Consider the following 19,085-nt stretch of genomic DNA (forward strand, 5'->3'; position numbering starts at 1 on the left):
CGCGCTCTTCATGCGTCAGGTGCGAGAGCTCTTGCGATCCGACGGATCGCAACAGTTCGCCCCCGCGGAATCGTTCCGTCAGAACCCGATGTCCTCGCGGATGGCGACCACGATCTTGCAGTGGTTCACGAGATCGTCCGTCGTCTTGACCTCGGTCGTGTAGTTGAGACCGTACGGCCAGAAGTGCTGCGTGTCCGCGTGCACGACGTCGCTCTCGTTGCCCGTGATGGCCCTGAGCTGGCGCGTCGCCGCCTCGCCCGTGAAGACGCCGTCCACCACCAGCGCGCCGAACTCGCGGCTGCCGACCCCCACGGTGTGACCGATCTCGTGCATGGCGGTGATGTAGTTCATGGAGCTCGTCGCGCCGAACCGGATGGACCCATTGACGTTGCCGTCGGCCGTCGCGACCGACGGCACGTAGGACACCGACAGGCGCTTCTCGATGCTCGTGTGACAGTTGTAATACGACAGCGCCTCGTCCATCGCGCTCGTGATCTTGTCGTACGCAGACTGCTGCTCCGCCGTCGGCGAGGCGACCGTCGCGAGCGTATAGGTGATTCCCCCCGTCCCGGGGCAGCCGGCGCCCGCGCCGCCCGCGCCGACGTCGCCCGCGCCGCCCGTGCCCGCTTCGCCCGCGCCGCCGTCGCCTGCGCCGCCGTCGCCTGCGCCGCCGTCGCCCGCGCCGCCGCCGCCCGTGCCCGCTTCGCCCGCGCCCGCGCCGCCACTCCCCGAGGCGCTGCCGCCCGTTCCACCGTCTCCGCCTCCGCCGGTCGCGCCGCCTCCCGAGGTGTGTCCGCCGGAAGCCGCGGCGCCGCCGCTCCCGCTGGCGACGCTGCCGGCGTCCGCCGGGCTGTCACCCGAGCCCGCGCACGCGACCGGACCAGCCGCCGCGAGCGCGAGCAAAACGATGTGGGTCGCCAGTTGCCTCAGCATGTTTCGTGCTCCTTCCACAAAGGATTGAAAAGCATTGAATCGTCTCTCACCGTCCGAGGAAAGCTCGCGGCTCCCCTCGCGCGTCGAGCGCCGACGAAGTCCGCGTATCCGCCCTCTCACCGGCCGTGCCAGAGGTCAATTCGCTGCTGTTCGCCGCGACTCGCCCGGTCGCCATGGCAGCAGCCAGGATGAAAGATTGTAGCCAAAACAAACCGACAGGCGGAGCTCGGCCGCCGCCCCGCGAGAGGCGCGCCCGCGCGCGTCGGCCCGCCTCCCCGAAGCCGATCCCCACGGAGCCGACCGGGCGCGAGCGTCCTCCGGGGTTTCTTCGCCGAAGGCGCCGGAACCCCGTCGGCATCGACGGACGTCGACGGAGTACCACCCTATATGAACCAACGTGAGCAGCGAGGTCGGCCGTGGAGAAGCTGTGCTGACGAGATCGACAGCCGCTCTGTCCAGACGCCTCATCGATGAGGCGGGCCGGCCGGCGCAGCGCGCCGCCCTCCCCGGCTCATGCCCGCTCCCCCGGTCGCGCCGGGCCGCCCGGCGGAGGGAGAGGGGATGAGCCGCAGCGCCATCGCGTCGGGCGCCGTGTTCCAGGAGCGCTACGAGATCGTCTCCGCGCTGCGCGAGAGCGGCTTCGCCGACGTCTACAAGGGGCGTCAGCTCGCCACCGGACAGACGGTGGCCATCAAGGTCATGCACCCGATCCGGGGCAGCAAGTCCGCCGACGTCGCGCGGCGCTGCGCCCGCTTCCACCAGGAGGCGCGGTTCTGCGCGCAGCTCCACCACCCCAACATCGTCCGGCTCATCGACGCCGGACAGACGGACGACGGCACCCTCTACACCATCTTCGAGTTCGTGCCCGGCCAGAACCTGGCGGAGGTGCTGGCCGAAGAGATCGCCCTCGATCCGCGCGAGGCGCGGTACCTGATGCTCCAGGTCCTCGACGCCCTCGGCTGCGCCCACGGGCAGAACGTCGTCCACCGCGACCTCAAGCCCAGCAACATCATGATCGTCTCGACCGGGGCGCGGCGAAACGCGCTGGTGCTCGACTTCGGCATCGGCGCGGTCATCGCCGGGGCCATGGAGGGCGTGGATCCCAAGCTCACTCCGAGCAACGAGATCCTCTGCACGCCCGCCTACGCGGCGCCGGAGCAGCTCCTCGGACAGCCGGTGAGCGTGCGTTCGGACCTGTACGCCTGGGGGCTCGTCTTCCTCGAGTGCCTCACCGGCAGGCCGTCGATCACCGGCAGGTCGCTGCAAGAGGTGCTCTTCCGGCAGGCCAGCCCCGAGCCGATCCCCATCCCCCCGGCGCTCTTCGGGCACCCGCTCGGCGCCCTCCTCCGGCGCGCGACCCTCAAGGACATGGCCGCGCGCGTCGTCACGGCCTCGAGCCTGCTGCGCGAGCTCGAGGCCTGCGACGTGGACGCGCTGAGCCGCGAGGACCTCGTCGAGCCCGCGCGAGCGCCGCGCTCGCCCCCGGCCCCGACCCGAGGCGCGGCGGACGCGAGCCCGTGGCGCCGCGTCGCGAGCGAGACGGCGCCGCTCGACGCGCCCTCGCGGGAGCCCCGGGCGCTGCCGAGCGACCACGCGGCGGCCGAGACGATGCCGTCTCCGGCCACGCCCCGGCGCGTGGACGCGCCGGCCCCGCCGGGGCCAGAGGCACCGGCGCTGGAGCGACCCGACGGCGAGCGGCGGCCCCTCACCGTCGTTTGCTGCACCTTCACGGCCTCGGGCCCGGGGCTGAAGACCACCGACGTCGAGGAGATCGACGATCTGCTCGACGAGCAACAGGACGTCTGCGCCGAGATCGCCCGCCGCCACCGGGGGCGCTTCGCGGGCGCGCTGGGGGATCAGGTCCTGCTGCACTTCGGCTATCCCTCCGCGCAGGAGGACGACGCCCGGCGCGCCGCCCGCGCGGCGCTGGAGGTCGTGGCGGACGTGGAGGCGCGCAGCGCGCAGCTCACGGCGGCGCGGGGCGTGGCGCTCGAGGTCCGGATCGGGCTCCACACCGGCCTCGTGGTCGCCGGCCAGCTCCATCGGTACACACAGCACCTCGGGACGACACCGCAGATCGCGGCCCGGCTGAGCGCGGCCGCGGCGCCGGGCACGGTCGTGGTCAGCGGCGAGGCCTTCAGGCTCCTCCGGAGCCGGTTCGCGCTCGAGCCGATGACGCCGCCCGATCTCTCGTCCGTCGCGCGCCCGCTCGCGATCTACCGCATGGGGCAGGAGATCCCTCCCCCGGCCCAGGACCAGGACATCGCCGGCCGCGACACCGAGCCCCTGATCGGGAGGAGCCAGGAGCTCGATCTCTTGCTCCAGCGCTGGGGCCAGGTCCGGCAGGGCCTCGGGCAGAGCATCCTCATCACCGGCGGCCCCGGGATCGGCAAGTCGCGCCTCACCGGGGAGCTCGTCCGGCGGCTCCGCGGCGAGCGGCACAGCTGCCTGGAGTGCCGCTGCGTGCCCGATCAGCGGAGCAGCGCGCTCTACCCGTTGATCGAGCTCCTGGAGCGGTTGATCGAGACCGGCCGGGACGACGCGCCGGGGCGCCGGCTCGCCCGGCTCGAGGCGCTCCTCTCGCGCCGCGGCTTCGACCTTTCGGAGATGGTGCCGCTGCTGGCGGCGCTGCTGTCGATCCCCCTCGAAGGACGTTACGCCGCCCCTGCAGGTCCGCCGCCGCGGCAGAAGGAACGGACGCTCAACGCGCTTGCGACCATGCTCTTCGACATGGCCGAGGAGCAGCCCGTCCTGTTCGTGGTCGAGGACCTGCATTGGGCCGATCCGACGACCCTCGAGTGGCTGGGCGTGATGATCGCCGACGCGCCCTCGGCGCGGCTGATGGCGGTCTTCACAGCGCGGCCCGAGTTCTCGCCGCCCTGGTCGATGTCGAGCATGCTCCAGATCCAGCTGAGCCGCCTGGATCGGTCGGACGTCGAGCACCTGGTGGCGCGCCTCGCCGGCGGCCGCGCGCTGCCTGGGCCCGTGCTGGCGCAGGTGGTCGACCGGACCGACGGCGTCCCGCTCTACGTCGAGGAGCTGACGCGGATGGTGCTCGAGTCCGGGGCGCTCGTGGAGGAGGGGGACCACTACCGCCTCGCCGAGCCGCTCTCGGCGCTCGCGATCCCCACGACGCTGCGGGGCCTCCTGGTGGCGCGCCTCGACCGGCTCGGCAGGGCCAAGGAGACGGCCCGCATCGCCGCGGCGCTCGGCCGGGAGTTCTGCCAGGACGTGCTCTACGCCGTGTCCACGCTCGACGGGGAGCAGGTCCAGGAGGACCTCGAGCGGCTGATGGCCGCGGATCTCATCCACAGGAAGCGCCGGCTGAACAACCCGACATACCAGTTCAAGCACGTGCTCATCCGGGACGCGGCCTACGAGTCGCTCTCGAAGCGGAGCCGGCGGAAGGTGCACGCGATCATCGCCCGGACGCTCGAGGCGCGCTTCCCCGAGATCGTCGCGGCGCGGCCCAACCTGCTCGCGCACCACCACGCGGCGGCCGAGCAGCTGGAGCGGGCGATCGCGTACGCGGAGATCGCGGCGGAGCGCGCGCTGAAGCGGCCTGCGAACGCCGACGACACCGAGGCGATCGTCCACGTGACGCAGGCGCTCGGCTGGCTGTCAGGCATTGCGGACGCGCGGGAGCGCGCGCTGGCGGAGCTGCGCCTGAACAGCCTGCTGATCCTGGCGCTCATGGGCCGGCGCGGGTACATGCCGAAGGAGCTCGAGGCGGCGGTCCACCGCTGTGAGGAGCTGAGCGACGAGCTCGGGGAGAGCTCGATGACCCCGCCGACGCTGTGGGCGATGTTCTGGTACCACCATATGCGGAGCCATCGCCCTGCGGCGCGGGCGATGGCAGAGCGGTGCCTCGACCTGGCCAAGCGATCGCACGACACCGGGCAGCTGGTCTCGTCGATGGTGCTGCTGGGACAGTGCTTGTTCTTCGAAGGAAAGCTCGCAGAGGCCCGCCAGCAACTCGATAGCGGCATCGCGCTCTACGACCCTCAGGCACATCGGGAGCACGCATTCTTCTCCGGCGTCGATATCAAGGTCTGGGCCCAGTACACGCTCGCGGTGGTGCTCTACCTGATGGGCTGTCCAGCCCAGGCCCTCGCCCACGGGCAGGCCGCGGTGGCGTGGGCGCGCGAGCTCGATCACCTGAACAGCCTCGGGATGGCGCTGCTCCACCTGGCCGGCGTCTATCACTATGCCCGCGAACGGGAGCAGGTCGCCGCGATGACCGACTCCCTCCTCCAGCTGACGGAGCATCATCAGCTCTGGGTCACGGCGCACTGCTGGGCCCTGCGCTGCTGGACGCGGCGCGACCTCGAGCAGCTGAGACAGCACATCGAGATGATCCGGAGCGGCGGCCAGCAGAGCGGCCTGCCGTACTGGCTCTCTCTCGTGGCGGAGCTCGAGGCCGAGCGCGGGCAGCACGAGGCCGCGGTGGAGCAGCTCACGGGCTGCCTGCAGCTCGCCGACGAGTCGGGGGACGTGTACTACGTCGCGGAGCTCTACCGCCTGAAGGGGCTGTCTCTCCACGCCTTGGGCGCCGACGCGGAGCAGGAGAGCGAGAGGTGCTTGCGGCGATCGATCGCTGTCGCGCGCGAGCAGAGCGCGAGGACGTTCGAGCTGCGCTCGACGCTGGCCCTCTGCCAGATGCTCGTGCAGCAGGCCCGGCGCGACGAGGCGCGCCCCCTGCTCAGGCAGCTCACCGACTGGCCTGTGGAGTGCGCCGATCTTCCCGATTTTGCCAAGGCGCGAGCGCTGCTCCAGGACGTGACCGATTGATCTGCCGCGGCGGCACCTCGGTCGCTTTCAGCACATCTGCATTTGCATTTCTGTGCATTTGATGCGCGAAGGGCTCGACGGCGCGCGGCGCCGGCTCCATGAGCTCTATATCCCATGCCAGTGCTTGCGGCACCGGCGACTGGAGGTGGCCATGTTTTCCCATCAGTCATCCGAGTACACGTCCAGGATCCCGGAAACCGACGGGACTCCCGCGCAGCTCAACGAGGAGGCGCGCCCCCTGCGCGAGCGAGGCGCGATGGAGGAAGGGCTCTTGGAGCTGGAAGGAGCATGGTTGCGCGCTGTCGCGCTCTGCTGGGAAGATCCGACGCAGCTCGATCGGTTGAAGAGCGACCCGCGGGGATACTTGATGGCTCACTGCGGCTATGCGTTGCCGCCGGGGATCGAGCTCACCATCCGCGAGGCGCGGGAGCCAGGCTCGCCGGGCGGCGACGCGCTGCGCTTCTGCGAGCAGCGCAGGGGCTGGGACCCGTCGGCGAGCGCCATCACGCTCTATCTCCCACCAGCGCCGGAGCTGGAGGATCAGCCCGTCGCGCTGGCCGAGCTCACGAGCGACCCCGGCTCGTCCGGCATCATCTGCTGAGTCATCCATCGATGCCGTAGAAGCTGGCGGCGTTGTCCCACAGGATCTTGCGGAGGCCCTCGCCGGGGAGCCTGCGGCGGAGCGCGAGCGCCCGCTCCACCATGCCTGCGTCGTGATCGACGTGGGGGAAGTCCGTCCCGAAGATCGCCCTGTCCTCGCCGAGCCATGGGATCGCCTGCTCCAGGCACGGCTCGTCCGGCTCGATTTCGATGAAGCACTGGCGGCGGAAGTACGCGGACGGCTCGCGGCGGACGTGCGGCGCGACCTCGTCGGCCAGGCCCCGGTACTCGATCTCGTCGAGGCGCCAGAGCCAGTAAGGCAGCCACCCGCAGCCGGCCTCGAGGAAGGCCACCCGCAGGCCGGGGTGGCGCTCGAGCACGCCGCCCTCGATCAGCGCGAGCAAGGCCATCATCTGCTCCATCGGATGCGAGCAGGCGTGCAGGGCGAAGCGGCTGCGGAAGCGATCGGCGCCGGCCGCCGGCAAGGAGGCGTGCGTGCCTTCGTGGATGGCGACAGCGATCGAGCGCCGCTCGCACTCGGCCCAGAACGCCTCATAAGCAGGGTCGCCCAGCGTCCGTCCCGCGACGGGGTTCGGCCGGAGCACGACGGCGCGGAAGCCGAGCGCGGCCGCGCGCGCGAGCTCGGGCACCATCTGCGCCGGATCGTGCGGGCTCATCAGGGCCACGCCACGGAGACGCGAGGGGTCGTGATCGCAGAAGCCCCGTAACCAGGTATTGTACGCGCTGGCGAGCGCGCTCGCCAGCGCGGGCTCCAGCGGGGTCATGCCGAGGAGCGCCAGCGCGAGCGTCGGGTAGAGGAACGCCACGTCGATGCCCTCGCGATCCATGTCGTCGAGCTGCGCTCGCGGCTGCTCGAGCGGCCCGAGCGACGCGAGCGCCCCGAGCCGCCGGCGGCCGGCGGCGGCGATCGCGCGCCAGGTCCGCGCGCTCATCCGGTGATGGACCGGCCGGCCATCCACCATCGGCTGCGGCGGGAGCCGGAGCAGCCCCTCCGGCCCGAGGTGCGCCACGCGGTCGGCCAGGGGCTCGCCGTCGCCGGCGTACGCGAGGTACGGGGCGTGAGCGCGGAGCTCCGGCTCGAGGTGGGTCTTCCACAGAGAGAGCGGTTCGATCACATGACGATCCGCGTCGAGGATGCGATAGCCGTCGCGCACGGGACATCTCCTCTTCTGCTGCTGCCGGATCCCCCGGACCTGGCCTAGACGACCAGCGGCACAGGGTTCAAGTCCTCCTCCCGGTTCGCCCGCTCGAGCCACCCGAGGCGGACCGGAACGTCGTAGAGGCGCCCCGGCCCGAAGCGGGGCCAGAAGTGCCGGAGGCCGGGCACCGCCACCTTCACGGCGCACAGGCCGGTGTCGGGCCGCATCTGGTCGAGCACCACGGGGATGCCGAGATCGCTCGTGACGTCGAGGACCCAGAGGCGCCAGCCGAGGCCGCGGTAGTGCCCCTCGAGCGCGTCGAAATACGGATCTCCGAAGCTCTTCAGATCGACCGCGGGGCGGCGGGCGCGGTTGTACCACCAGAGCGCGACCACATCCCGCTCCACGAGCTCCAGGAAGAGCGGCCCCGCGCCTCCCGCGGCGATCCAGATCGAGACGAGCCCGAGCGCCGCGCGCCGGCCCGCGGGCAGGCCGACGAGCGGCGGCAGGAGCGGCCCGCGACCGCCGCGCCGCCGCTCCAGGTACACCTCGACCGGCCGGTTGTGCCCGTCGAGCGCGGCGACGAGCTCGTCCGCCGTCCGCCGGCCGTCGAGGAGCGGCCCCAGGAGGTGACCGACACGGCCGCGGAGCATGGTGCGCTCACGCTCGCCGATCAGGAACACCGTCTCCTTGTCACCAGCGAGCTCGACGCCCAGGTGGTGCTTGAATTGCAAGGTGCGCCGGGTGCATTGGACGCGTTGGAGGCGCGGGGTGCGTGGGATGCGCTTCATGAACACCGGACCCTGATGGACAAGCTGGTGCGTCGCCGCCCGCCGGAGACGCCCGTGCTGGTGCGCAATTCAGCGTCAGCGAGCGCCTGCCTGGAGCGCGGGCGGGCGGGCTCGCCGGCGCACGCCGCGGGAGCGCGCGCGACGCGCCGCCCGCGAGCCCGGGGGCGAGGTCGTGTGAGAAGGGGGTGAGCAGCGTGGCAGTCATTCGCGAGACGGACATCGGCCCGGAGACAACGCCGCTGTCCAGCAGCTTCATCGATGCGATCCAGGGTGTCAGGCAGGACGATCGACGCGTCGCCCTGCTCGTCTACCACCGCGACGGCGCCGAGCGCGCCGTGCTGAGCCCGGGCGTGCCGGTCGTGATCGGCCGGGCGCCGCCGTCGCAGGTCCAGATCGGCGACGTCAGCCTCTCGCGCGAGCACGCCCGCTTCACCCAGTCCGGCGACAAGGTCGTCATCGAGGATCTGCGCTCGACCAACGGCACGTGGCTCGGCGGCGAGCGCATCACGCGAGGCGAGGTGAAGCCGGGCGAGGAGGTGATCCTCGGCAAGGTCGTGGTCGCCGTCCGCTCGATCACGGCGGCCGAGGACGAGCTCCCAGGGCTGATGAGCCACGAGCAGCTCCGCGTCGCCCTCGAGGAGGAGGTGAAGCGCGCGCGGTACTTCGGGCGGAGCTTCGCCGTCGTGATGGCCCGGGTCGCCCGCCAGCCCAGCGCCCACGTGAGCCACCTGTTCCCGCGTGTGCGGGCGCTGCTGCGCCCCGTGGACCGGATCGCGCTCTACAGCTCGGACGTGGTAGCGGCGCTGCTGCTCGAGGCCGGGGCCGAGGTGGCGCTCGACGTGGCGCGCGCGCTCGCCGCGCCGCCCGTGGGCGGGTCGCCCGTCGTGCTCGCGGGCTTCGCGACGTTCCCCGACGCGGGGACCGTGGCGGAGGAGCTGCTCGATCGGTGCTGGAGCGCCGTGCGCAGCGCGACGGTGGAGCAGCCGGTGCGCTCGGCGCCGGGCGGGACCTGGAAGAGCAGCCCGGGCACCTGCAATTTCGAGCCGGTCGTCGTGAGCTCCGCGATGCGCCGCGTCTTCGAGATCGTCAAGCGGGTCTCGCGCTCCTCGATCCCGGTCCTCTTGCTGGGCGAGACGGGGACGGGCAAGGAGGTCGTGGCGCGGGCGATCCACGACAGCGGCCCGCGGAGCGGCAAGCCGATGGTGTGCGTCAACTGCGGGGCGATCCCGCAGCAGCTCGTCGAGAGCACGCTCTTCGGCCACGAGCGCGGCTCGTTCACCGGCGCGTGGCAGCAGCAGCGAGGGGTGTTCGAGGCGGCGGACGGCGGGACGGTCTTCCTCGACGAGATCGGCGAGCTGCCGGCCGCGGTGCAGGCCGCGCTCCTGCGCGTCCTCGAGACGCGGCAGGTGACCCGCGTCGGCTCGAACAAGCCGATCGACGTCGACGCGCGCGTCGTCGCGGCGACCCACCGCGACGTCGAGGCGATGTGCGCGTCCGGCGCGTTCCGCAGCGATCTGTTCTACCGCCTGAACACGATGACGATGACGATCCCGCCGCTCCGGGCGCGCCCGGAGGACATCGAGCCGCTCGCGCTGCGCTTCCTCGACCAGGCGAACCAGGCGAACGGCCGGTCGATCCGCGGCTTCGACGCCGAGTCGCTCGCGCGGCTCCGGGCGTACTCCTGGCCGGGGAACGCGCGGGAGCTGCGGAACGCGATCGAGCGGGCCGTGGTCATCGCCGAGGGCGAGTGGATCGCCGAGGAGGATCTGCCGGAGCGCGCCCGGGCGGCTCCCTCCTCGGAGCCGGCGGCGGAGGGGGAGCTGCCGTACCAGATCGGAGAGCTCACCGCCGCGCCCCCGGGCGGGGACTACCTGAAGACGCGGCTCCAGCGCTGCGAGGCCGAGCTGATCGTCGAGGCGCTCCGCAAGGCGAGCGGGAACCAGACGGAGGCGGCGCGCGCGCTGGGCATGCCGCTGCGCACGCTCGTGTACAAGCTCAAGACGCTCGGCATCAAGCGGCTCGGGTACGCGCCCCCCCGGGAGCCGTAGCGCGCGCCGCATCGAGGATCAGGGCACGGTCTGGAGCGCGCTCTCGGCCGAGCGGAGCGCGCCCTCGATCCCTTGATAATCGCAGTAGGCCTCGCCACAGACATGGACGCTGCCGACAGGCGCGTTGCTGCCGGGGAGGTCGAACGCCCTCAGCCTCTCGAGGACCTCCCACGACCTGACGCCTGGCCGCCAGGTATGGGCCCCCGCCCCGTAGGGCTCCCGGCTCCAGTCCCGGATGGCCCAGGTCGTCACGGTGCCGGCGGCGCGCTGCCGCCCGGCCGGGTCCTGGAGGTCCACGCCGAGGTATTTCAGGAGCTGCCGCTTCAGCGCCTCGCTGCCGTCGATCTCCGCGCGATCGTGGGCCTCGCCCTGGACATAGACCTTCCAGAACTCCGTGGCCGGTCGATCGGTGTAGAGCATGATCATGCCCTTGCCGTCGCTCTCGCGGTAGGTGGTGTGGACCTCCCTGGCGGGCATCAACGACGCGTTCCTGTGGGGCGGCGTGCGCGCCGTCCACCACGGCGCGTCCGTGACCAGGAAGCACTTGAGGAGCGGAAACCCGAAGACCGCGTCGAGATCCCGCTGGATCTCCCGGGAGAAGCAGCCGGCGAGCCGCATCAGGGGGCTGCGGGGCAAGGCGAGGATCACGTGCTTCGCGACGGCCTCCACCGTCTCCGCGCCGCGGGCGAACTGCAGGCGGATCTTCCCTCCTTCCGCTGCCGCGAGCGACGTGAGCGCGTGGCGAAGGTGGATGGCGACCTGCTCGGGGCGCCGCTCGAGCTCCCGCACCAGGGCGAGGGGTAGCGCCCGGGAGCCGCCTTCGATGCTGACGAGCGAGGCGTCCCCCTCCCCCTCGCTGGACAGCGCGCGAAGCCAGAAGACGATCCAGTCCATGGCATTGGGGTTCTCCGGAATCAGGTGGAAGAACGTGCCCTGATCCCGGATCGCGAGCACGGCCCCATGGCTGAGGACGTCGCTCAGCGCGTTCCAGAACCCCTGTTCGTAGAGGAAGGCGCCTCCCAGCCTGGCGCCGCGGCGCATGCTGGCATAGTCGTCCTCCGCGAGGCTCCTCAGCCATTCCCGGTGCTTCGCGTCCCTGGGGTCGTCCGGGTTACCGGGGCTCGCCCACGGGGTGTCCTTCAAGATCCTCAGGATACCGAGCTTCATCAGCTCGAGCGTCGTGTGGGGGCGATGAGCGGGTCCGGCGTCGTCGGGGGCGAGGGAGAACCGCGGCCCCTGGACGGGCTCGGCCGCATAAGGGGTGAACGGCCTGGTCTTCAGGCCGAGCTCGCCGAGCAGCCCCATCAGCAGGCGCTGCCGGCGCTTCTCGAAGCGCATGGGGCCGCACTCGGCGAGGAAACCATCGAGGTCGACCGTCTCGATCCGGCCCCCGAACCGCTCCGAGGCTTCGAAGAGCCCGACGGTGCGGCCGGGGTCCCGCCGGGCGAGGCGAAAGCTGCAGTAGAGGCCGGTGATGCCAGCGCCGACCACGATCGTATCGAACTCTTGCACGCGCGTCCTCCTCGGTTCCTGGACAGGGGGTGAGGCCGGCGCCCCCGCCGGCCTCCGCAGCGCTGTCACGCGGCTGCCCGCTCGGCACAGGCGCCGCCCATCTCCACACCTTCCTGCGTCGTTTCATAGAACAGGAAGCGCCCCGTGGTCGCCTCGCAGACGGCCTGCCAGCCGCGCATCCGCCCGACGACATCGAACGAGAGCCCCCAGCGAGGCGTCTCGTCGATCACGCGCACGCCGAGGGCGTGCATCGGCAAGAGGGCGACCGGGGCCAGGGCATGGAAGACGCTGAGGGCGGGCCGCGGACAGCCGGGCTTGGCGTGGACGCTCGCGCGGAGGTAGGTGGCGCTCGAGAAGCCGAGCCCGTCGACCACCCGCTCGATCAGGCCGAGGCCCCGGATGCCATGATGGTTGATGGCCATGTAGAGGGGCGTCACCTCGTCCGTCGCCGCCTGGAAGGCCCTGGCCTGGGCGACGAGCCCGGTGGGGATCCCGTCCGGGTGCCCGGCCACGGCGGCATAGAACAGCACCGCTTCGTCCTCGTCGGAGAGGCCGCAGTCCTTGATGAACATCAGCGATCTCGACTGGGCGGCGGCCGCCTCCCTCACCGCTTCATCCTCCGCGATCGAGGCGACCACCTCCGCGGCGCTGCGCTCGACGACGCTGTCCCAGTCCGCGGGCAGGTACGCGAGGGTATCGGCGACGATCACCTCGTCACGGACGCCGAGGCGGGGTAGATCGCGCCAGAGCTGCTCGAGGTGGCTCCGGACCTCGTCCGCGCAGAAGCCCATGTCGCGGGTGTGAAGGCACGTATCCGGCACGACGACCACGTGGGCGCCGCCAGGGTGGAACTCGCGCAGGACGCGCGCCAGCGCCGCTCGCATCTTGATGCCGAGGAACTCCGCGAAATCGGGCCCCCGGCCGAACCTGCCTGTCTTGAGCGGTACTGGCACCTTGCCGCCGCCCTCCGGCATGGCCAGCACGATGGGCTCACCCGTCCGCACGATCCGCTCGAGCCTGGCGTCGAACTCGGCCATGTCGCGGGGGCACTCGAACCGGGTCTTGCTGGTCTGGATCGAGGCCTTCTTGACGATGGCCTTGAGCTGGGCGGCCCTGTCGCTGTGTCGGGCCCCTGCCTTTCGCAAGCAGTCCTCGAATGAACGGATCGCCTGATCGAGCTCGCCGAGGAAGACGTCGATCTCGGCAGGCCCGGCGAAGCGGACCGAGGCCGCAGGTAGCCTGCTGCCGGACAGCACGCGCTGCTTCGCGGCGAGGAGCTCCGGCGCCTTGGCGAGGCCGGCGGCCGGCTGGGTCACGGCGCTCTGGTAGCGAGGGGCGGCGGTGCCGCTGCAAGCCTTCCTCTCCCCGCCGAGCTCCGCGAGGTCGGCGGGTCGCGCGCTCGTGGGATGACGCGCGCCGTGAGCCTCGGTGTTCTTCGCAGCCTCCGAGACGATGGAGGGGTGACCTTTGCCGAGCACAATGCTGATGAGGTCGCTGGTCGCTTCGATCTTCATGGTTCTCCCTGCGACGCGGGCGCCACGACGACGCCCAATCGATCGATCGGCTCCGCTTCGTTCGAGCATTCGTCGAACGCGGATTGCCTATCTGGCCCTAGCTCTCACGTGAGCCAGAGCACACCTCGTGCCGGCGGAGCTCACGCAGATTCACGGGGATATCGTCGCGCTGGCCGCGCGAGCGGGGATGAGCGCGCGGACCGCTACACAATCGAGCAATGGATTGCGTGCCAGGGAGGGCGCGCCCCGTCGTCGACGGGTGAGCGCGCCCTCTGCGAGGCGGGAGATCACGAGATCTCGCGGCGAGCGGACAAGTCGCGCGGGCGCGTGCCTGCGCTGCCTCGCGCGGCGGACCTCGCGTGGCGGCGGCCGTCGGGCGCGCCGCGCGTGACCGGTGAGCTCACGTCGATGGTGGGGGACGCGCGGCGCCTCGCGGTGTGGGCGCGCGCTCGACGAGGGGATGGGGAGGGCGACGGCGTGTGGGCGGGCGTCGCAGGGAGCGATGGTGTCAGGGAGCGAGCGAGATGGCGGCGCGACTGGCGGGCTCGGGCTCGAGGGGGAGCTCGACCATGAACGTCGAGCCGCAGCCCGGCGAGCTCTCCACGCCGATGGTTCCGCCGTGAGCGCGCACGATCTCGCGCGCGATGTAGAGCCCGAGCCCGAGGCCGCCGAAGTGCACAACGCCGCCCACGCGCTCGAAGCACCTGAAGATGCGGGCCTGGTCCTCCTCCGCGATGCCCGCACCTCGATCGCGGACGAGGAGCTCCGCTCCGCCGGGACAGGCCTTCACCTCGATGGATATCGGCCGGCCGGCGCCGAACTGGATGGCGTTCTTGACGAGGTGGAACACGAGGCGTCCCATCTGCTCCCGATCCCAGCGGCCGACGATGCCCTCCGGCGCGTCGATGGAGATCGTGGAGGACGGGGAGCGGAGCTCCACCGGGAGCTCGGCGATCACCTCCCGGACGAGCGCCCCGAGATCGACGGTCTCGCGCTCGGGATCGAGCGGACCCGATCGGAGCCGGATCGCCTGGAGCATGTCATCGCAGAGCCGGGTGAGCCGGTTGACCTGCCGGCCGACGACCTCGAGCGAGGCGACCCACGTTGACCCGTCCTCCGCCCGTTGCTCGCTCAGCCGCTTCATCCGCTGCACCTGCAAGTTGAGCGAGGTCAGCGGCGTCAGGAGCTCGTGCGACGCGAGCATGAGGAACTCGTCCCGAACACTGGCGCCTGCGTCGGGCTCGTAGCCGCGGGCGGGCCGGCGAGCTTCGGGGGTTCCAGTGAGAGGGGCGTTCGAGACGGACATGGTTCAACTCCCGTTGGAGAGTGGATGGACTTTCGCGATCGCGTCCAAAGCATCGGCGATGCCATACGTCATCGCCCTGGGAGAAGCGCGGTTTCCGCGGCACCTCGCGCTGGATCCGGGCCGCCGAGGGCGGGGGTGCCGTGGCGCCCAGCGAACGGTTGCTCAGGTACGCAAGAAGCAGAGCCGGCGCCTGCGAGCGGCAATGCCAGGCTCGCCCGTCCGGGGTAGAGCGACCTGACCCTGGAGCGACCTGCCCCAGCGACCTGACCCGGGGGGCGATCCGACAACCCGACCCAGGTTGGGAGGACCGCGACCCGACCCAGGTTGGGGCAGCAGCAACCCAGCAACCCGACCCAGGTTGGGAGGGCGGGCAGCGACCTGACCCAGGTTGGGGCAGCGACCTGACCCAGGGGCGACCCCGACCCAGGTTGGGACGACCGCGACCCGACCCAGGTTGGGGCAGCAACCCAGCAACCCGACCCAGGTTGGGCGATCCGCCTCGACCCAGGTTGGGCGATCCGCCTCGACCCAGGTTGGGCGATCCGCCTCGACCCAGGTTGGGACGACCGCGACCCGACCCAGGTTGGGGCAGCAACCCAGCAACCCGACCCAGGTTGGGCGATCCGCCTCACGCGCGCCGCCGACCAGGCTGCCACAGGCAGATCGACGCCCGGGTGATGGGCTGAGGCGCGCCGGAGCGGACCGGTCGATGGCGGCGAAACCGCGGAGGGGCTTCCGCGTAGCAGCGGATGAACCCGCCCGACGGAGCGCGCAGAGTCGCGCGCCCGCGAGCTCGGGGCGCGCCGTGCCCGTCGTCTCGACGGAGATGCGCCTCGACGATCGACGCACCGACAAGCCCGCGCCGCTGGGTTCGCGGCGCCATTCCCCAGGAGCTTTCTCATGTTTCGCAGCACGATGAGCATCACGGCCCTGAGCTTCGGTCTCTTCGCGGCGGGCGCGCCCGGCGACGCCATCGCGCACGGCAGCGGCGTCCACCGGCACGGCCAGATCTTCGTCATGACCAACGCCGGAGACGGCAACTCCGTGATGGCGTATGACCGGGCGGCGGACGGCTCACTCTCGCACGCCGGCACGTACGCGACCGGAGGGCTCGGCGCGCCGACCCGGCCGATCAACGCGCTCGGATCCCAGGGCTCGCTCGTCCTCAGCGAGGACGGAAAGCTCCTGTTCGCCGTGAACGCGGGCAGCAGCGAGGTGTCGATGTTCCGCGTCGGCCCGCACGGCCTGACGCTGCTCGACGTGGTCGACTCGGGCGGCGACTTCCCGGTGAGCGTCGCCTCGCACGGCGACCTGCTCTATGTCCTCAACGTGGGTGGCGAAGGCAACATCGCCGGCTTTGAAGTGAACCCGTGCGGCGAGCTCGTCCCGCTCGACGGATCGAACCGCGGCCTCGGCCTCGGCGGCACGACGCCGCCGTCGCTCGGCGCGACGCCGGGTCAGATCGGCTTCTCTCCCGACGGCGAGGCGCTGGTCGTGGCGGGCAAGGGGTCCAATCAGCTCCACGTGTTCCCCATGAGCGGCCGCGGACTGCCCAGCGACGCGCCGGTCACGACGATCTCCAGGGGCCTTGTCCCGTTCGACTTCGCCTTCGATCGTCGGGGCCATCTCATCGTGGCGGAGGTCGGCGGCGACGGCGTGCCTGCGACCGGCGACACGAGCGTGGTGTCCTCGTATAAAATCGGGCCCGACGGGAGCCTCGCTGTCATCAGCGACACGGTCGACACCTTCCAGCGGGCGACCTGCTGGATCGCCGGCGCCCCTGGGAGCCGCTATGTCTTCACGGCCAACACGGGCAGCAACACGCTCTCCGGGCTCCAGGTCGACGCCCGGGGCGCGCTGACGCTGCTCGACGACGGCGTGTCCGCCTCGTTCCCCACCGGAACGGCGCCGATCGACCTCACGATGACGCGCGACGGCCGGTTTCTGTACACCCTCAACGCGGGCACCGGGACGGTCGCGGCATTCCAGGTGAGCCGCGACGGCGGCCTGATCCCACGCGGGGAGGCGGGTGGATTGACGCCCGGCGGCGGCGCCCAGGGCATCGCCGTGCGGTGACGGTCGTTCCTCGGCGTCCAGGGTTTGCCGCCCTCGGTCAGCACGCCAGCCGGGGCGCGGCGCTCACGCGGCGCGGATCACCTCCTCCGCGGCGCGGCGCGGGCCGCACACGCCCTCTCGCTCCGGAAAGCCCAGCCGGAACGCGAAGGTGAGCTGCCGGTCGCCTGGACCCAGCGCCTCGGTGAACGAGCGCTCCATCGCCGGCGCTCGTCCGAGCATACGCTCCCGGTCGATGACCTCCGGCACCTGGTTCAGCGGGTGCATCGCGATGCCGCGCGCGGTCGCCCAGAGATGCATGCGTTGCCACAGGCGCCCGGCGCGGAGCGTCGCGCCCAGGTCGCAGCGGTCGCGGACCGCGATGACGCCGATGGCGGGATCGCCGGCGAGGTGGACCTCGCGGGTGACACGGAGCCAGTCGTCGTGCATCTGTTCCGCCGACGGGCGCGGCAGCAGCTTGACCGCCGCGGTGAGCAGCGGACCGAGCCCCATCACATCGAGGGTCAGCCCGTCCCTATGGCTCGGTACCGCCTCCGGCGCCAGCCGGAACCACGCGTCGCTGTCCCGCACCATCGCCGCGTCGCGGACGATGGTCTCGGTGGCGCGCAGCGTGTGAGCGGCGAAGCTCTCGCGCTGATCGGGGTGCTCCAGCCAGACGACCTCACCATCGGAGCCCGCTTCGCTCAGGCGCGAGAGCTCCTGGAGCGCCGATACAGGCACGCGCTGCGCCTTGTACGGGCCGCGGTTCGTGTGTCGCCGTGCGATGACCTCCGCGAGCGGGGACGCCGCTGCGCCTGGCTCGATACGGATGCTCGCCACCCGGATCGCCCGCGGCGCCGCGCGCTCGAGAGCGCGAGATCCCTCCGGGTCGGAGCCCGGCAGAGGGCCGGCTTCGAGCTCAACGCGGGGCGCCCATCCCATCGAACCCGCCGCGAGCGCCAGGTTCTCTATCGCGCAACCGAGCCCGATGTGCATCTCGCGCAGGAACGGATCCATGGTGCCGAGCGATCGAGACCTGTCCGAGAACACGTCGATGCGATCCGGGTGGACCTCGAACAGCCAGGGTTGCGTGTTGTGCGGGCTCGCGGCGAGCACCGCCGCGCGCACGAGCTCGGCGAGCTCGCCGCCGCGCTGCCCGCGGAACGCGGTCCAAGGGGCGAACGGCTCGCCCGTCCGATCGTCGAACACACCCCGGCCGGCAGCGTACCAGCCCGCTCCCGCGGCCACGGCGAGCGTCGCGACGCCTTCCAGCAGGCGCCGCCGCGAGACCTTGAGTTTCCTCTCCATGATGCGCTCCATCCTCCAGAGGACGTCAGACCGGGCTCCGCGAGCGACGGCCATGCGCAGAGATTGAGGCGGCACGAACGATTAGTACAGGATATCGCTCTAATATTATATATTAGTGTTTCTAATGATCGAGACGCTCCCCGACGACCTGAATCTCCTGCTCGCGCTTGACGTGCTGCTGCGCGAGCGGCACGTAACGCGCGCGGCGAAGCGGCTCGGCATCACGCAGTCGGCTGCGAGCCAGCGGCTCGGGCGGCTGCGCGAGTTCTTCGGCGATGCGCTGCTCGCTCCGGGGCGGCCGCTGCTGGCCCTCACGCCGCGCGCCGAGGCGCTCGCCGATCCGCTGGCACAGGCGCTCGCGAGCTTGCGGGCGGCGGTCCAGGCCGGCGCGCCGTTCGACCCAGCGACGTCCGAGCGCCGCTTCGTGCTGCTCGGCAACGACCTGCTGGAGGCGGTTGCGCTGCCGCGGCTCTTGCCCATGCTGGCGCGCGAGGCACCGTACATCACGGTGCAGGCCGACCGCGCCGAAGCGGACTTCGTGAGGCGGCTCGAGCGGGGAACGGCGGATCTGGCGTTCGTCCCGGAGTTCCTCGTGCCCCCGTCATCACGACAGCTGCGCTTGCCGGAGGAGGGATTCGTGACGCTGATGCGCAGGGACCACCCCGCAGCGTCACGGCGGCTGACCCTGGAGCGCTACCTGGAGCTCGGGCACGTGCTGATCGCTCCGCACGGCATGCCGGGCAGCCTTGTCGATCGCGCGCTGGAAGCTCGTGGGCGGCGGCGGCGGATCGTCGCGCAGGTCCAGCACTTCGTGACGGTGCCTTTCCTGATCGCGGCCTCGGACCTCGTGGTGACGTGTCCAGCGACGGTCGCGGCGGTGTCGACGCCCTTCGGCCTACGCGCGGCCCGGCCCCCCGTCGAGCTCGGCGTGGACCGATCTTCGGCTGTCTGGCACGAGCGCGTGCACGACGATCCAGGCCATCGCTGGCTGCGCTCCTGGCTCAGCAAGGCGATCCGCGCGGGCGCGACCCAACCAGGTTGACCTGACCCAACCAGGACCCAACCCAGGT

11 protein-coding genes and 1 pseudogene are annotated in these 19,085 nt (G+C 71.5%); 5 read left to right on the forward strand and 7 right to left on the reverse strand.

All coding sequences use genetic code 11. From position 1 onward, the window contains the following. Positions 1-78: 78 nt before the first annotated feature. A complete protein-coding gene (locus WMF12_RS27260; protein WP_437850157.1) occupies positions 79-933 on the reverse strand; it encodes a hypothetical protein in 855 nt (284 codons plus the stop codon). A 561-nt stretch (positions 934-1,494) separates the two neighbouring features. On the opposite strand from WMF12_RS27260, the gene WMF12_RS27265 reads away from it, so the two are divergent. Both WMF12_RS27265 and WMF12_RS27270 read left to right on the forward strand, forming a co-directional pair. After that, on the forward strand, positions 1,495-5,724 hold the full coding sequence (locus WMF12_RS27265) for a TOMM system kinase/cyclase fusion protein (protein WP_437850158.1): 4,230 nt from the start codon (positions 1,495-1,497) through the stop codon (positions 5,722-5,724). A 151-nt stretch (positions 5,725-5,875) separates the two neighbouring features. Beyond that, entirely contained in the window at positions 5,876-6,325 is a 450-nt protein-coding gene (locus WMF12_RS27270) for a BMA_0021/BMA_0022 family TOMM bacteriocin (protein ID WP_437850159.1), read from the forward strand. 1 nt (position 6,326) lies between these two features. Here WMF12_RS27270 and WMF12_RS27275 read toward each other — a convergent pair whose 3' ends face one another. Then, a complete protein-coding gene (locus tag WMF12_RS27275; protein ID WP_437850160.1) occupies positions 6,327-7,499 on the reverse strand; it encodes an amidohydrolase family protein in 1,173 nt (390 codons plus the stop codon). A 44-nt stretch (positions 7,500-7,543) separates the two neighbouring features. Continuing rightward, positions 7,544-7,900, reverse strand: a pseudogene (locus WMF12_RS27280) (YcaO-like family protein); the annotation flags it as partial. Positions 7,901-8,469: 569 nt separating this feature from the next. On the opposite strand from WMF12_RS27280, the gene WMF12_RS27285 reads away from it, so the two are divergent. Further along, the gene (locus tag WMF12_RS27285) at positions 8,470-10,323 is read left to right on the forward strand and encodes a sigma 54-interacting transcriptional regulator (RefSeq protein WP_437850161.1); all 1,854 of its coding nucleotides are present in this window, start codon (positions 8,470-8,472) and stop codon (positions 10,321-10,323) included. A gap of 18 nt (positions 10,324-10,341) precedes the next feature. Here the strand turns inward: WMF12_RS27285 and WMF12_RS27290 are convergent, their stop codons facing one another. The 3 genes from WMF12_RS27290 to WMF12_RS27300 all read right to left on the reverse strand — a co-directional run bounded on the left by WMF12_RS27290 (position 10,342) and on the right by WMF12_RS27300 (position 14,655). Beyond that, positions 10,342-11,835: a flavin monoamine oxidase family protein gene (locus tag WMF12_RS27290; RefSeq protein WP_437850162.1), complete on the reverse strand. Its 1,494-nt coding sequence runs from the start codon at positions 11,833-11,835 to the stop codon at positions 10,342-10,344. A gap of 65 nt (positions 11,836-11,900) precedes the next feature. Beyond that, entirely contained in the window at positions 11,901-13,349 is a 1,449-nt protein-coding gene (locus WMF12_RS27295; RefSeq protein ID WP_437850163.1) for a hypothetical protein, read from the reverse strand. A gap of 508 nt (positions 13,350-13,857) precedes the next feature. Then, positions 13,858-14,655, reverse strand: coding sequence for a sensor histidine kinase (locus tag WMF12_RS27300; protein ID WP_437850164.1), 798 nt, complete (start codon positions 14,653-14,655; stop codon positions 13,858-13,860). A gap of 900 nt (positions 14,656-15,555) precedes the next feature. Here WMF12_RS27300 and WMF12_RS27305 point away from each other — a divergent pair. Next, complete coding sequence (locus WMF12_RS27305; RefSeq protein WP_437850165.1) at positions 15,556-16,731, forward strand: lactonase family protein; 1,176 nt, start codon at positions 15,556-15,558, stop codon at positions 16,729-16,731. A 63-nt stretch (positions 16,732-16,794) separates the two neighbouring features. On the opposite strand, the gene WMF12_RS27310 is transcribed toward WMF12_RS27305, so the two are convergent. Further along, entirely contained in the window at positions 16,795-18,015 is a 1,221-nt protein-coding gene (locus WMF12_RS27310; protein ID WP_437850166.1) for an Acg family FMN-binding oxidoreductase, read from the reverse strand. Between the two features lie 124 nt (positions 18,016-18,139). Here WMF12_RS27310 and WMF12_RS27315 point away from each other — a divergent pair, with 124 nt between their 5' ends. Continuing rightward, entirely contained in the window at positions 18,140-19,057 is a 918-nt protein-coding gene (locus tag WMF12_RS27315) for a LysR family transcriptional regulator (protein ID WP_437850167.1), read from the forward strand. Positions 19,058-19,085 lie beyond the last annotated feature (28 nt).

It is taken from the genome of Sorangium sp. So ce363, from assembly GCF_051520435.1.
GTDB lineage: Bacteria > Myxococcota_A > Polyangia > Polyangiales > Polyangiaceae > Sorangium > Sorangium cellulosum_B.

Coding starts and splice junctions, on each gene's coding strand:
- WMF12_RS27260 (WP_437850157.1), bottom strand. CDS start 933: ATGCTGAGGCAACTGGCGACCCACATCGTTTTGCTCGCGCTCGCGGCG.
- WMF12_RS27270 (WP_437850159.1), top strand. CDS start 5,876: ATGTTTTCCCATCAGTCATCCGAGTACACGTCCAGGATCCCGGAAACC.
- WMF12_RS27315 (WP_437850167.1), top strand. CDS start 18,140: ATGATCGAGACGCTCCCCGACGACCTGAATCTCCTGCTCGCGCTTGAC.
- WMF12_RS27295 (WP_437850163.1), bottom strand. CDS start 13,349: ATGAAGATCGAAGCGACCAGCGACCTCATCAGCATTGTGCTCGGCAAA.
- WMF12_RS27305 (WP_437850165.1), top strand. CDS start 15,556: ATGTTTCGCAGCACGATGAGCATCACGGCCCTGAGCTTCGGTCTCTTC.
- WMF12_RS27300 (WP_437850164.1), bottom strand. CDS start 14,655: ATGTCCGTCTCGAACGCCCCTCTCACTGGAACCCCCGAAGCTCGCCGG.
- WMF12_RS27310 (WP_437850166.1), bottom strand. CDS start 18,015: ATGGAGAGGAAACTCAAGGTCTCGCGGCGGCGCCTGCTGGAAGGCGTC.
- WMF12_RS27265 (WP_437850158.1), top strand. CDS start 1,495: ATGAGCCGCAGCGCCATCGCGTCGGGCGCCGTGTTCCAGGAGCGCTAC.